9 protein-coding genes are annotated in these 15,265 nt (G+C 68.9%); 8 read left to right on the top strand and 1 reads right to left on the bottom strand.

Annotated elements, in window-relative coordinates; translation table 11 throughout:
* Window positions 1-101 precede the first annotated feature (101 nt).
* Window positions 102-1,088 carry a hypothetical protein gene (locus LLH23_11090; GenBank protein MCE5239026.1) on the bottom strand — a complete coding sequence of 329 codons (987 nt, stop codon included), beginning with the start codon at window positions 1,086-1,088 and terminating at the stop codon, window positions 102-104.
* Window positions 1,089-2,159: 1,071 nt separating this feature from the next.
* Between LLH23_11090 and LLH23_11085 the strand changes: the two genes are divergently transcribed.
* The 8 genes from LLH23_11085 to LLH23_11050 all read left to right on the top strand — a co-directional run bounded on the left by LLH23_11085 (window position 2,160) and on the right by LLH23_11050 (window position 15,258).
* Complete coding sequence (locus LLH23_11085) at window positions 2,160-2,891, top strand: GntR family transcriptional regulator (protein MCE5239025.1); 732 nt, start codon at window positions 2,160-2,162, stop codon at window positions 2,889-2,891.
* Window positions 2,885-4,009, top strand: a complete 1,125-nt coding sequence (locus LLH23_11080; protein ID MCE5239024.1) for an SGNH/GDSL hydrolase family protein — start codon at window positions 2,885-2,887, stop codon at window positions 4,007-4,009. Before LLH23_11085 ends, LLH23_11080 begins: the two co-directional genes overlap by 7 nt.
* Window positions 4,010-4,141: 132 nt before the next feature.
* Window positions 4,142-5,275, top strand: a complete 1,134-nt coding sequence (locus LLH23_11075) for a hypothetical protein (protein MCE5239023.1) — start codon at window positions 4,142-4,144, stop codon at window positions 5,273-5,275.
* Between the two features lie 175 nt (window positions 5,276-5,450).
* Window positions 5,451-6,704 carry a DegT/DnrJ/EryC1/StrS family aminotransferase gene (locus LLH23_11070; protein ID MCE5239022.1) on the top strand — a complete coding sequence of 418 codons (1,254 nt, stop codon included), beginning with the start codon at window positions 5,451-5,453 and terminating at the stop codon, window positions 6,702-6,704.
* Between the two features lie 35 nt (window positions 6,705-6,739).
* Window positions 6,740-9,430 carry a right-handed parallel beta-helix repeat-containing protein gene (locus tag LLH23_11065; GenBank protein MCE5239021.1) on the top strand — a complete coding sequence of 897 codons (2,691 nt, stop codon included), beginning with the start codon at window positions 6,740-6,742 and terminating at the stop codon, window positions 9,428-9,430.
* Window positions 9,431-9,467: 37 nt separating this feature from the next.
* Window positions 9,468-11,606, top strand: a complete 2,139-nt coding sequence (locus LLH23_11060) for a hypothetical protein (GenBank protein ID MCE5239020.1) — start codon at window positions 9,468-9,470, stop codon at window positions 11,604-11,606.
* 97 nt (window positions 11,607-11,703) lie between these two features.
* Window positions 11,704-13,077, top strand: a complete 1,374-nt coding sequence (locus LLH23_11055; GenBank protein MCE5239019.1) for a TIR domain-containing protein — start codon at window positions 11,704-11,706, stop codon at window positions 13,075-13,077.
* Window positions 13,078-13,107: 30 nt separating this feature from the next.
* Window positions 13,108-15,258, top strand: a complete 2,151-nt coding sequence (locus LLH23_11050; protein ID MCE5239018.1) for a hypothetical protein — start codon at window positions 13,108-13,110, stop codon at window positions 15,256-15,258.
* Window positions 15,259-15,265: the final 7 nt, after the last annotated feature.

Raw genomic sequence — 15,265 nt, 5'->3', positions numbered from 1 at the left:
AACATCGTCCTACCCCCTACCCCCTCCCTGAAGGGAGGGGAGACGGCACACCCCTCCCCTGTGGGGAGGGGTCGCGCCGCAGGCGCGGGGGTGGGCCGCCGTTAGCCGTTCCCCTCCCGCGCCAGTGCCACGTACAGCGCCGCTGACCAGCCATAATCGCGGATCGTCCCCACGCCATAGCCCCCCGCGCTGCCGACGCCGCCCTTGCGGTGCAGCAGCCCCGGCTCGGTGCGCGCGAAGTTGTCGTAGTACTCGTAGATCGCCCCGGTCTGCTCGTACCAGCGCTGGATCTCGCGCATGGTCCGCGCCCGCAGGTCGTCCGCCTCCGCCGTCAGCCCGTAGCGCCGCAGGCCCCGGCAGATCAGGAAGTTCGTGTTGATCCACGTCGGTCCCCGCCACATGTCATCGCTGAACGACGGCTCGTCCAGCGCCACCGTCGGCACCGGGAACTCACACGCGAACTCACGCGGGTCCAGCAGATGCTCTACCAGGCGCCCGGCCTGTGCCCCCGACGCGATCCCCGCCCACAGCGGCAGGAAGCCCACGACGGTCTTGAGCGGCAGCAGCGTCCCGTTCGCTCGCAGGTCGTAGTAGAAGCCGGTCTGCTCATCCCACATGCGCTCATTGATCAGGGCGGCGAGAGCCTGGGCTTGCTCCTGCCATTCCGCCGCCTCGTCGAAGCGGTCGGCAATGAGGGCGATGCGCGCCAGGACTTCCATCTCGTTGACCAGCATGCAGTTCAGGTCCACATGGTCGTCAATGCCGGGCTGGTCGAAGCGTGGGGAGTTGTCCAGCCCCGACTCGCCGCAATGGCACAGCGTGTTGTCCTCGTCCTTCCACCACTCGTAGAGCCCATTATGGTTGCGGTCGCGCTCGCGCTGGAACCAGCGGATGTAGCCGGCCAGGCCCTCATAGAGCCGCACGGCGAAGTCCACATCGCGGGCGGCCTGGTGTACTTCCCACACCGTCCAGGCCAGCAGCGGCGGCTGGGAGACCTGGTACGGATGGGGCGTGGGGGCCGAGCACAGGGGGATCATCCCGTCGGGATACGCCGCCTCGACCATCGCCTCCAGCGTATCCTGCGCCATCGCCGGGTCCAGGTGCAGCCAGCCCAGCGAATGGAAGGCGGAGTCCCACAGCCACATGTGCCGGTGCGGCCAGCGGTCCGGGGTCGTCCACCGCCGCCCGATGCTCCCCTCCGGCGACATGACGTTGACCTTCAGCACGCTGGCGGCCTTGCGGTAGGTACGTGGGTCAGCGGGGGCAGCCAGGCCGACGGCAGCCACGCCCTCGATGAAGGCCCGGCGTTGCCCAGCCACCTGCGCGACATCGAGGGCCAGGGCCGCCGTGGCGCGCGCGCGGGCCGCCTCGGCCGACGCCGGGTCATACGCCAGGGCCCACTTGCCGCTAGCGTCCCCGGCACGCACCAACGCGAAGTGCCCGCCCTTCGTCTCGATCTCATCGCCCGCCTCGTGGAGGCGCGCGCTCAACCCCGCGCCTATCTGCCCGACGACCGTGAAGCGGTCCGCCCAGGCCACGAGCACCGGCGCCCCGCCGAGCTTCAGGGAGAACACATCGCCCAGCACGACCTCCGGCACGATCTCCGCCGGGGCCGCGGGGACGATCTCGAGCACGACGGACGGGCTCTGGTGGAAGTCCACGCCCACGCGGTCGGGCAGCAGACTGCCCACGAGCGGATGCTCCCAGCTTGTGTCCCCCTCCAGGCCCGAGAACGCGAAGAGTTGGCCTCCGCCCCAGACGTTCGGCAGTTGGTCCATAGTCGTCTCCATGACAGTGCAAGTTGCCCGACCGCTTCGCCGCACCAGCAGGTGATTCCTCGGGTGGCGAGTGCGTCGCGCCGACGGGCCCCGCGGGGGATGGGGAGGAGGGGGTGCGGTGGACGGGCGCTGCCGCGCCCGCCTAGGTTGAGCCGCGCCTCCGGCGCTGACGGCGACAGCGTATCGGTGCAGGCGGCAGGCGGTAGGCGCATACGTGCCCCCCTGTCGGCCTCGGCGAGTGCCGTTGCCGTTGAGGCCCGGAGGGCCGACTCAGTCTAGGCGGGGGCGGAAGCCCCCGTCACGAGCCGCCCCCACCTCCCTTTTGCTCGGATGCCGTGGGGGGACTTGACGCCGCGTTGTGGATTGTATACAGTATGCAACATGCCAGCCGCGCCCCCGCCCATACCCCGCCTGTCTCTCACCGACCATGTCGCGGAGGCGCTCTTCCGCCGCCTGGTCGCCGGGGACTTGCGCCCCGGCGATCGCCTCACCGAAGTCCAACTCGCCGAGGAACTGCAGGTCAGTCGCACTCCGGTCCGCGAGGCCCTGCAGCGCCTCACGACCCTGCGCCTGCTGGAACATGACACCCATCGCGGCGCACGCGTGGCGGGGCCCTCGCTGGGTGAGCTGTGCCAGGTGTATGAGGTGCGCGAGTGCCTGGAGGGCATGGCCGCCCGGTTGTTCGCCCTGCGGGCCGGAGAGCAGGAGCGAGCCGCCCTGCGCGAGACCTGGCGCCAGGTCGAGCAGGCGCGGTCCCGGGGCGACGCCCTCGGCGTGCGGATGCTGGACTTCGACCTGCACCGGCAGATCATCCGGGGTGGCGGCAACGACTACCTGGGCGGGGCCGGCCACGCCGAGGCGTTGATGCTGCTGGCGTACCTCGTGCGGCGGTCGAGCGCCGCCGGTGACGATGCCCCCCCGCCGGCCCTCGCCCCCGCTCCCGCCGATCCCCATCTTGACATCATGGCCGCCATCGAGGTCCATGACGCCCCGGCCGCCGAAGCGGCCATGCGCGCCCACGTCCGCGGCACGCGCGAGAGCCTTGCGCAGGCGCTGGACCCCGCCGAGTACGGCCGTCTGTATCCCGACGGGCCGGAGCGTGTCCGATGCTGAGCCTGCTCCTGACGGCGCTGCTGGTGGCGCTGGTGTGGCAGACGGCGGTGGCCGCGCCCGCGGCCATCGAGTTGCCCCTCACCCCGGCGGAGCAGGCCGTCGCCCGGACGCCGCTGCTGCTGACCGTGCCCGACCTCAAGGGCTCGTACACGATCCCCTACATCCAGTCCTCGCGCGAACTGCGCGTGCGCGTAGTCTTCCCGGCCGACGCGCCGCCGATCCGCGTCCGCGTCCTGCTCCTGCACAACGACCGGCCCGTGGCCGAGCAACCCGCGACTCCTGCTGCGCCCGAGGTCGCGTTCCCTGCGCTCGCCCCCGGCGAGTACGCCCTGCGTCTGGGCGGGCTGGACGCCGCCGGCCGTGTCGTCTGCTCCGCCTCTTGGAGTCGTGTCGGCATCGGCACGGTCATCGGCGCTCTCGGCGACAGCATCACCGAGGGCTACCAGGGGCACGGCTTCTGGCGGGATGACCTGCACCTGACGGCGAGCATGTTCCCGCCCGACGCAGTCTCGCAGGACGGCCGCAACTTCCCGCAGTACTCGCCCACCACCGCCTGGCACCGCCCCGAGGTCAACTGCTTCCAGAGCTGGATGACCGACCTGAACAACCTCCTGACCGAGCGATGGCGGCAGCCTGTCTTCATCGCCAACGAGGGCGTCGGCGGCATCACGACGGGCGCGACCCTCAACACCATGCGCGGCGACCGCGGGTGGCAGGAGCGCATGCGGCTGCTACGCCCGCAGGTGTGGCTGATCCACCTGGGGGTCAACGACGAGCGCGCGCAGCTTCCGGCAGCGACTGTGGCGGCGAACCTCGACGCCATCGTCAGCCTGCTCATCACGGACTACGGCGCGCGGCCGGAGCGCATTCTCATCGCCCGCCCGTGCTATGACTACGCTGAGGGTGCGGCACCGATCCTGCAAAGCTACAGCGCCGAGATGGACGCGCTCGTCGCCCGGCGGGGTCTGCGGCCGGGTCCCGACTTCCTCGCCGCCTATGCCGTAGACAAGGCCAAGTGGTACGGCGCCGACCCCGTGCACCCCAACATCGCGGGGATGGAGTACATGGCGCGGCTGTGGGCGGAAGCGGTAGTCTCGGCACTGCCGGACGGGGCCTGACGGCCCTGCCGGTACGCCCGACACTCTTGTCGGGCCCGCCGTCCACCCGCCCGACAGGAGTGTCGGGCGTACCCGAGTACCACTGCCCGACAGGAGTGTCGGGCGCACCAGATCCTGTGAGAGGTACCTCGCATGCCCAGGGCCCAGATGACTGGCCGAGAACGCCTGCTGGCGACCGTGCGTCACGAAGAGCCAGACCGCGTGCCGATCTGCCCGCGCATCCAGTGGAAGTGGCTGGATCCGGACCAGACGCATGGCCTGGAGGAGACCTACTCTCCCGCCATTGACCCGATGGAGATCCTGTCCTCGCGCACGCCCAACTACCTCGTCTCCTACCCCGACACGTACAACCTGCCGCAGGTGCGGGTTGAGCAGGAGCGGCACGAGGACGGCGAGTACCAGGTCGTCGAGCGTACCTTCCACACCCCGGCCGGCAAGCTGTCGGACCGCACGAAGATCCCGCCCTCGGGCCGCGAGTACGGCATGGCCCCCAACCCCATCAAGACCGAGTACCTGCTCAAGGGCCCGGATGATCTCCCCGCCCTGCCGTACGTCCTCCCGCCGATCAGCGGCAACTATGACCACGTGCCGGCGCGCATGACGGAGTTGGGCGACCGCGGCGTCGTGATGGTCAATGTGCTGAGCGACCTGTGCCACCAGGCAGGCGATGCGCGCGGCATGGAGCAGCTCATGATGGACTTCTACCTGGACCGCCCCTTCTTCGACGCCCAGGTGGAGCTGTTCCAGGAGCGCACCATGGCCGAGGCCAAGGCCGTGCTCGAAGCCGGCGGCGAATGGATCTTCCTGAACTCCTACTACAACAGCGTCTCGGCGGGCTGGTCGCCGGCGATCTTCGCGGAGGTCTTCGTGCCCCACATCCGGGCGGTCGCGGACCTGGCCCACAGCTACGGCGGGTATGTGGACTACTACGATGACGGCAAGCTGGCCCAGACCATGGAGCTGATCGCCGACTGCGGCGTGGACGTGCTGGAGACGTGCACCCCGCCGCCGATCTGCGACTTCGACCTGCGGGAGGCCAAGCAGCGCATCGGGGCGAAGGTCACGCTGAAGGGCTATGTGGACCTGATCTACGTCGCGAAGCTGGGCACACCCGGACTGATGGAGCGCACCGTGGCCGAGGCCATGGAGATCGCCAAGCCCGGCGGCGGCTTCATCATCGGCAGCTCCGACAGCTTCCGCGAGGGCACCCCGCCCGAGAACATGCATGCGTACTTCCAGAGCTGTCTGAAGTACGGCAGGTATTAGGGATTGGGGGTTGGGGTTGGGTTCGGGACCCGGGGTTCGCGGTTCGGGTCGATAGGCAGACAACCAGGGCGGGGTGTCAGGCCGCAGGCCTGACGGGGACCCCGCCCTCATCGGATACCCAGGCGGGGTCTCGCCCGCAACGACACCCTCGCTCTGACCAATCTGGAGGCAGAACATGAGCAAGCTGGCCCTTGACGGGGGGAGCCCCGTCCGCACCACGCCGTTCCCGATGCGCGATCAGATTGATGAGCGCGAGATCGAGGCGATCAACCGGGTCGTCGAGCGCGCCCGGACCCAGGGCGGAGCGTTCGAGCGCTACGGTGGCGTCGAAGTGGACGCCTACGAGCAGGAGTTCGCCGCCCACATGGGCTGCAAGTTCGGCAACGCCGTCTCCCACGGCACCGGCTCGGTCCACACCGCCCTCGGGGCGCTGCGCCTGGACGCGGGCAGTGAAGTCATCTGCTCGCCCATCACCGACCCCGGCGCGATCATGCCCGTGCTGCTGCAGAACTGCATCCCCGTGTTCGCCGATGCCGACCCCGAGACCCAGAACATGGACCCGGCCTCGGTGCGCGAGCGCATCACCAGCCAGACGAAGGCCATCGTCTGCGGCCACATCGCCGGCCAGCCGTGCGACATGGATGCCATCATGGCCATTGCCCGCGAGCACAATCTATGGGTCATCGAGGACTGCGCCCAGGCCCACGACGCCGAGTACAAGGGCCAGAAGGCCGGCAGCATCGGCCACATGGGCTGCTACTCGCTGATGAGCGGCAAGCACTCCACCGCCGGCGGGCAGGGCGGCATGGTCGTCACCAACGACGAAGAGCTGTACTGGCAGGCCAAGCGCTTCGCCGACCGCGGCAAGCCCTTCAACTCCGACTCGCCGGGCAACATGTTCGTGGGCATCAACTACCGCATGACCGAGCTGGGCGCGGCCATCGGGCGCGTGCAGCTCCAGAAGCTGCCCGAGATCGTCGCCGTCCGCCGCCGCTGCGCGCAGATCATCGAGGAGACCCTCATCGAGCAGGGGACCGAAGGCGTGCAGATGGGCAAGGTCATCGAGGGCGCCAAGAGCGCCTACTGGTTCATCTTCCTGCGCTACCACGCCGACCGCATGAGCGTGGACAAGGCGAAGTTCTGTGAGGCCGTCGGGGCCGAGGGCGTCGGCGTCGCACCCAACTACGGCGCGCTGGCGATGCTGAACCCCTACACGCTGCAGCACAAGGCCTACGGCAACACGGACTGCCCGTGGTGCTGCCCGCTGTGGGAGAAGCAGGGGAATGTGGACTACGAGAACTGCTGCCCCAACGCCAAGCAGGCGGACCTGAACCTCATGCGCACCTCGGTGCACGAGAGCTTCACCGACGACGATGCCCGGGACGTGGGCCTGGCGATTGCGAAGGTGGAGGCGGCGTACCGGCTGTAGCGGGCACCACACCGCACGTTCGGGAGGCGATGACCGTGAAGTGGCTCGTCTACACGATTGTGGCGGCGCTGACGGTCACCGGGGCGCTGGCCGCCCCGGTGACGCTGTTTGTCTCGCCACGCGGCAACGACGCCTGGTCGGGGGCGCTGCCGGATGCGAACGCCGCCGGCACGGACGGGCCCTTCGCGACCCTCGCCCGGGCGCGCGATGAGGTGCGCCGGCTCAAGGCCAACGGTCCGGTGACCGTGTACGTGCGTGGCGGCCTGTACCCCCTGGCCGCCACGCTGTCCCTCACCGCCGAGGACTCCGGGAGCCGGCAGACCCCGGTGGTCTGGCGGGCTATCCCCGGCGAGCAGCCCATCCTCATCGGCGGCAAGACCATCGCTGGCTTCACGCCCTACCAGGGCAAGATCTTGAAGGCCGACATGGCCGCGCACGGCCTGCAGGGCGTCTACTTCAGGCAGCTCCTGTGCAACGGCAAGCGCATGGACCTGGCGCGCTACCCCAACCACGACTTCGATCATCCCGTGACGGGCGGCTGGGCGTACGCGGACGGCAAGCCTGTGCCCATGTACGTCAACATCGAGGGCGAGCCCAGGAACGTGCTCCACTACAAGGAAGCCGACGCGCGCACCTGGGCCCATCCCGAGGAGGGCGAGGTGATGGTGTTCCCGCGCTACAACTGGTGGAACAACATCATCCGCATCAAGTCCCTCGACCGCGAGCAGCGCACGCTCACGCTCACGTCCGACGCCTCCTATCCCATCCGGCCCGGCGACCGCTACTGGGTCCAGAACCTCTTCGAGGAGCTGGACGCCCCCGGTGAGTGGTACCTCGACAAGACCACTGGCACGCTGTACTTCTGGCCGCCCGACGGCGCGGACCCGACCACGATGACCGTCTGCGCCCCGGTGCTGCGCACCATCCTGGAGCTGAAGGACGGGGCCTCGTACGTGACGTTCCGCGGCTTCACCTTCGAGTGCGCCGAGGGCACGGCGGTCGCCATGCGTGACACCAACGACTGCCGCCTGGAGGCCAGCGTCATCCGCAATGTGGGCGACTACAACGGCTCGGGCGTCAGCATCAGCGGCGGCCACGGCAACAGCATCGTGGGCTGCGACATCCACGACGTGGGCCGCGACGCCATCAGCCTCAACGGTGGCAACCGCGACACGCTCGAACTCGCCGGGAACGTCGCCGACAACAACTACCTGCATCACACCGGGGTGTACTACAAGCAGGGCGTGGGCGTGTCGTGCAACGGCGTCGGCAACCGCGCCTCGCACAATCTCATCCACGACTGCCCGCGCTTCGGCATTGTGTGGGGCGGCAGCGACCACGTGCTGGAGTACAACGAGATCCGTCACTGCAACCTCGAGACCGCCGACTGTGGCGCCATCTACTCGTGGCAGGTGGACTGGAGCAAGCGCGGGACGGAGATCCGCTACAACTACCTGCACGACATCGTGGGCTTCGGCCAGGAGAACGGCCAGTGGGTCAGCCCGCACATGAACTGGGGCGTGTATCTCGATGACGGCACCTGCGGCGTCCACGTCTACGGCAATGTCATCGTCCGCACGATCCTCGGCGGCGTCCACGTTCACGGCGGGCGCGACAACGTCATCGAGAACAACATTCTTGTGGACGGCCGCGACAACGAGATGCAGTACAGCGGCTATGTGAAGGGCGGCCACCCGGTCCCCATGATGACCGAGGCGTGGAACAAGTTCCACGGCACCGCCGCGTATCTGAAGTACCCCGGCTACGAGGCCTTGACCAAGAGCCTGGATGACGCCTGGCAGATGGCCGGCAACAAGTTCGTGCGCAACATCGTGGCCTACCGCGGGCCGGCGGTCCGGCTGTACGCACACGCCAACCTGCCCTTCGACCAGACCGAGTCCGACTACAACCTCATCTGGAGCGAGGGCCAGCCGCTCCGCACCAGCGTGACGCGCACCCGGAGTGTGAGCGGCCCGAACCTCGCCCCCAGTCCCGATTTCGAGGCCGGCGAGCCGGGCAAGCTGCCCGAGGGCTGGCACTGGGGCGTGCGACCCAACAACTCGCAGGCAGGGCTCGACGTGACACAGCACCTGTCGGGCAAGCAGTCCCTGAAGATCGTGGGCGACGGCACCGTGACGGACGCCAGCGGGCAGAGGCTCGTCGTCAACTTCAACAGCCAGGACATCCCGATGAAGCCCGGCCAGACGTACCGCCTGGCCGCGAGCTTCCGCGCGGACGAGCCCACCTCGTGCGCGATCATGCCCCAGGCGTATGAAGCCGGGAAGTACTTCTGGGCCAGGCACACCGGCGTCAAGGCCCGGCCGGAGTGGCAGCGTGTGGAGTGCACCTTCCGCTTCCCCGCACCGGGCGACAGCGACTACCACGAAGGCATGAGCAAGATCTGCATCCGCCTTGACGTGTCGCAAGGGACGGGCACGATCTGGGTGGATGACGTGGAGCTGCGCGAGGCCGACGTGATGAGCGAATGGGAGGCATGGCAGGCGCTGGGCCTGGACACGCACTCGGTCATCGCCGACCCGCACTTCGTGGATCGCGCCGCGGACAACTACCGCCTCCACCCCGACTCCCCGGCCCTCAAGCTGGGCTTCAAGCCGATCCCCATGGACCAGATCGGGCCCTACCAGGATGAGCTGCGGGCCTCGTGGCCCATCCAGCAGGCCGTCGGGGCGCGGGAGCAGATGAAGCTGGACTGGGCGAAGCACTGACGGCGGGAATCGGGAACGACGGGATGGAGGGAAAGCGATGCGATGGCTCCTGGGCGCTGGGATGCTGTTGAGCGTCAACGCGGCGCTGGCTGCGCCCGTCATCTTCTGGGCCTCCTCTCCGGTCGGCCCGGATGAGACCTGCCTGCTGATGGGCGGGGGCTTCGGGAACAGCCCTGTGGTCGAAGTGGGCTGCGTCCAGAACAAGGCCGAGGGCGTGCGTGACACCGTCGAGCGCTGGACGCGCGTGCCGGCGCTGCAGGTTAGCGCCCACAACCTCAAGTTCGTCGTCCCCGCCGACTTCCCCAAAGGCATATACGCCTGCCGCGTCAGCAGCGACGGGCAGACCTCTGCCGCCCATTTCCTCAACGGTTGCGAGGTCTGGTGGTGGCAGGGCGATGGGGGAGAGACGGCCTCGCTCGGCGGCTGGCTCCGTTGCTTCGGCGTCTGCCTGAGCATGTCGGAGCGTTCCAGCATCGGCCTGCGGGCGCTGGGGGCGCAGGTGGGGCTGCCGGTGCGCAAGCTCGACCCCTGGACCGTTGCGGTGAAGCTGGACAGCAAGTTCCTGGCTGCGCGCGAGTACGAGGTCGTCCTCTACAACGGCTGGGGCGGCAAGGCAGGCACGTACTCGCTGGGCAAGATCACCCTCACCGCGCCCGAGCAGTGGAAGCCCGACATCTTCAACGTCCGCGACTTCGGTGACGACAGCGACGCCGCCGTACGCGCCGCCCTGGCCCAGGCCGAGGCGAACGGCGGCGGGGTCGTCTACTTCCCTCGCGGGCGCTACCAGATCAAGGGCGAGCTGAAGCTGCCGCCCGGCACCATCCTGCGCGGCGAGGACATGGCACTGGTCAACCTCTACTGGCCGGACCTCGACCAGCCGCCCCAAGCGCTCATCCACGGCCCGAAGTTCGGCCTGGAGAACCTGTCGCTGTACTGCCAGAACCACCGCAACGTGGTCGAGGATGAGGACACCTCGGTCGGCACGTTCCTCCGCCGCGTTCGCATTCGCGCCAACGTTTACTTCATGTTCGAGGAGCCCGGCATCCCGTACCGGGGCAAGCAGACGCCGGCCACCCACCGCAAGTGCGGGGCCGCGGTCCAGTTGCGTGGGCGCAACTTCTCCGTCACCGACTGCGACATCTATGCGAGCAACTATGCCTTCTCCGGCCTGCGGGCCAAGTACGGTGTCATCGCCCGCAACACGCTGCTGTACGGTGGGCGCGGCTACAGCATCGAGAACGCCGACCGGCTGATCTTCGAGGACAACCTCATCGCGGGCAACGACCTGCTGGCCATCGGCAACGATATCCACACCTTCTGGACCAACGCCTGCTGCCACATCTACTACGCGCGCAACCGCCTGCAGCACATGTACGGCGCCGACCGCGAGATGATGACGCTGGACGCTGGCGGCGGGGCGTACTTCGGCCAGGTCGCTGCCGTCTCGGGCACGCACCTGACGCTGGCGGCCGACCCCACCTTCAAGGACTACGCCCCGCCGGGCCGTCACACCGACTGGGCCGGCGCGGCCTGCGTCATCCTCGACGGCACCGGCGCCGGGCAGTGGCGCTGGGTGACCAGGAACGCGGGGCGCGAGTGGGACGTGGACCGGGCCTGGGACATCGCGCCCGATGACACGTCGCTGCTTTCCATCGTGCCGCACCGCGGGCGGAACCTGTTCATCGGCAACACCTTCGAGGACGGCGGGGCGTTCCAGCTCTACGGCTCGGGGCTCGACACCATCGTCGCCGGCAACAAGGGCGCGCGGATGGACGGCTTCTTCGCCTGGGGCCTCAACCCCCACGACTGGGGCTGGCAGCCGTGCCTCAATTGCCAGTTCCTGGACAACGAGATCCTCGAGGGCAACGGCTACGGAGGCCGCTCCGCCTTCATCGGGGCCTTCACCAGCAACAACAACGACAAGTATGCCGGGCCGCTGGCCCGGGCCATGGTATTCCGCCGCAACATCTGCCACAACAACGCCCGCCTGCGTCTGGGCGGCACGGTGGATGGCGCCGTGGTCGAGCACTGCACTGTGCGGCACAGCGAGCAGGGGGTCCTGATCGGCAAGGGCCCGACCAACGTGCTGCTGCGCGGCAACCAGTTCGAGGATGTAGCCAAGGCCTACGACGGCGAGGGCGTGGGCGAGGCGCTGATCCTCCCGCCGCCGCGCTAGCCGCCCCTCGGGCCTCCTCGTGGCTCGCCTCGGCCGGCAGGTGTACCTCGCCCTGGGGCGAACCTATACCCCCATCGCGCGTCCCGGAGGAACCGACATGGCCGAAGCACATGCCCCCTACCGCGTGTTCATCAGCTACTCCCACGACGACCGGGTGATTGCCGAGATCGTGGAGGAGCACCTCCGGGAGATTGGGGGCATCCCGATGTGGGACCCCCTGGTCCTCCCCGGCGCGTCCTTCTCCGATGAGCTGCGGGACATGATCTCCTTCGCGCACGTGTTCCTGCCGATCCTCACGCCGGGGTCGGACGGGCGCCCGTGGGTGCACCAGGAGATCGGCTATGCCATGGCCCTGGGCACTCCTGTGCTGCCCCTGTCCTTTGGCGCCCTGCCGCCCGGCATGGCGGATCGGCTGCAGGCGCTGACCATCTCCGAGGAGCCTGTGGCCCGCTGCGAGACTGCGGCCGACACGGCGGCCGCGGGGAGTGGGACAGCCCCCGCTCTGGCCTTGCCCGACGACCAGCGCGAGAAGCTGAGGTCCGCGCTGCAGGCCAAGCTGACGATGGCGGAAATCCAGGACGCCGTGGCGCTGTACCAGGGCACGCAGACCGCGCTGCCCGTCCTGTGCGCGCCGGAGCCCGAGGACCGCACGCTGATGCTCATCGAGCACCTTGTGGCCATTTTCCGGCACAACAAGAGCGCCGAGCAGCGCCAGGGGGCCCGGTGCGCGACGCAGGAGGGTGGTGTCGCCAGGGGTGTACGCATCCGGCACGAGGCGCCGTTTGGCACCCTCAGCCTCCCGAACGCCCCCAGCAGCGACAGGATCTGGCGCTGCCGCGACGGCTTGAGCCGACGTTCGTCCGACTGGCTCCGCGCGCGCTTCCGACGCGAGCGAGTCTGGACGGAGAAGCACGTGCACGAGGGGGGCTGCGACCTCATCCTCCACCCCGAGGCCCGGCACGGGTCCGCGCCGGTCTCCGCCAAGGACAGCGACCAGCGCCAGGGGACTCTGAAGGCCGAGGCGTTCAAGTGCAGTGAACGCACGCGCATCAAGGTGCTGATCGAGTTCGTCGTGCACATGAGACAGTTCGTGGCCAAGAACCCTGACCTCGGCAAGGACTTCTGTCGTGTCATCGTCTCGGACAAAATCTACCCGGGGAACACGCTGATCGCCGGCGACTGGTTCGTCGCCGAGACGGTCACGCCGTCCGAAGGCCGCGGCTTCCAGCACACCATCATCACGCGACACGCCCCCACGGTGTCCGAACGGGCGAAGCAGTTCGACGCGGACTTTGAGGCCCTGCTCGAGAAGCAGAAGCTCATCAAGCCCGGCGCCTCGCGGAAGCAGGCGCTGAAGGACCTCCGCAAGAGACTGGCGGGGCTGGGCCCGGCCCCGTGCGAGGCGCATGGTGTCTGCCCGCTGGAGGAGCTAGAGAGGCTGACGAAGGAGACCGCCCTCCTGCAGAGCTAGCGTCCACCCCGCCCAGACAGGAGTGACCCAGTGCGCCCCACACCCGCAGTCCTGCTGTTGTACCTCTGCCTGAGCACCCTCGCGTCCGCCAAGCCCGCCATCTTCTGGGCCTCCGACCCGGTCGGCCCGGACGAGACGGTGATGCTGCTCGGCGATGGCTTCGCCGACGGGGCCACCGTCGAAGCGGCCCGTCTCGACGACGCCCCGGCGCAGGCCCCACCGGCGTCCCGCCTCGCGGTCAGCAAGTGGACCCCCGTCAAGCCCCTGCAGGCAAGCCGGCAGTGCGTCAAGGCGGCCGTGCCGGCGGACTGGAAGGCCGGGGTGTACACCGTGCGCGTGCGCCAGGGCGCCGAGGTGTCGGAACCCTGGCTGGTGAATGCGCCGCAGCCGTGGTGGCTGCAGGGCGACGAGGGACAGCGCGCGACGCCGGGGGGCTGGCTGCGCGCCTTCGGCAAGTGCCTGGGGATGGCGCCCGGCGCGCAGCTTGTGCTCCAGGGCGCCGACGGCAAGGCGCTCGCGCTGAAGATCAGTGAGAACACGTGCTGGGCGGTGGGGGCCGCTGTCCCGGCGACCGTCAAGCCCGGCGCGTACGAGGTCTTCGTCCACAACGGCCGGGGCGGCCGCCTGGCATGGCAGTCGGCCGGCAAGATCAGCGTGATCCCACCGGTGGCCTGGAAGCAGGACGTCTTCCCGGTCAAGCTGGAGGGGGAGAAGCCGAACGTCGAACAGGCCCTCCGCGAGGCCCTCGCGCAGGCCCAGCAGAACGGTGGCGGTATCGTGCAACTGCCGCGCGGGACGCATGACCTCACCGCGCCGCTGGAGATTCCGCCGGGCACGGTCCTGCGCGGCGCGGGCATGGGCCTCACCACGCTCTACATCAAGAACACCGAGACGCCGCCGGAGTCGTGGATCAGCGGCACGGACTTCGGCGTCGAGGACCTCGCGATCTTCTGCTTCAACTACCGCCGCGTCATCAGCGACACGCCGGCTTCGGAGCGCCTGCGCCTGCGACGTGTGCTGATCCGGGCCGTGCCCGATGCCTCGCGCCACACCACCAAGAAGTCCACGAAGGAGCCGCTGGCGGCCATCCACCTGCAGGGCCGCAACTTCCGCGTGACCGACTGCGACCTCTACTGCCGCACAGCCGGCTTCGGCGAGGGGCGCGTGATCGTCACCGGCCCATGGGGCTTCGCCGCCGGGAAGGGTCCGTACTACGGCGTCATCAGCGACTGCCTGCTGCGCGGCCACATGTTCGGCTGCGAGAACCTGCTAGGCATGATCTTCGAGCGCAACCGCATCGAGGGCGTATGCTGCAGCTCCACGACCTACTGGAACAACTTCTCGCGCGATGTCTACGTGGCGCACAACAGCGTCCAGCATGTCTACGGTGGCGACCGGGAGATCATGACCTTCGACGCCGGCGGCGGGGCCTACTTCGGCAAAGCGACCGCCGACGGGACGAAGCTGACGCTGGCCGCCGACCCGGTCTTCAAGGACTATGCGCCTACGCCGCACACGGACTACCGCGGGGCGGCCGTCTACATCCTCGACGGCACAGGCGCGGGGCAGGTCCGCTTCGTCACGGCGAATGCGGGGCGCAGCTGGGAGGTGGACCGCCCGTGGATCGTGCCGCCCGATGACACGTCCGTCTTCTCCATCGTGCCCTACCGCGGGCGCAACCTCTTCGTCAGCAACACCTTCACCGATGGCGGGGCCATGCAGCTCTACGGGTCGGCGGCCGACGTGATCGTGGCCGGCAACAAGGGCGCGCGCATTGACGGCTTCTTCACCTGGGGCCTGAACCCGCACGGTTGGGGCTGGCAGCCGGCCTGGACCAGCCAGTTCCTCGACAACGAGCTGACCGAGGGCAGCGGCTACGGGGCGCGCATCTGGGGCCCGGCCTTTTTCGGCATCGCGACAAGCAACAGCAACGAGCAGTACCCCGGCCCGCTAGCGCGCGGCAATGTCTTCCGACGCAACGTGCTGCACAGCGACTCCTACATCCGCGTCGAGGGGAACACGGTGGACACGCTGGTGGAGGGCTGCACGATCAAGCACTCCGGCACGGGCATCCGCGTCGGCAAGACGGCGACCGGGACGGTGCTGCGCAAGAACGTGTTCGAGGACGTGGCCAAGCCGCTGGACGGGGACGGCAGTGGGGCAGCGGTCGTGGTGCCGTAGACCAGAC

This window comes from bacterium, from assembly GCA_021372615.1.
Classification (GTDB): Bacteria; Armatimonadota; Zipacnadia; order Zipacnadales; family UBA11051; genus JAJFUB01.
This window is presented reverse-complemented; position numbering and strand designations above follow the sequence as displayed.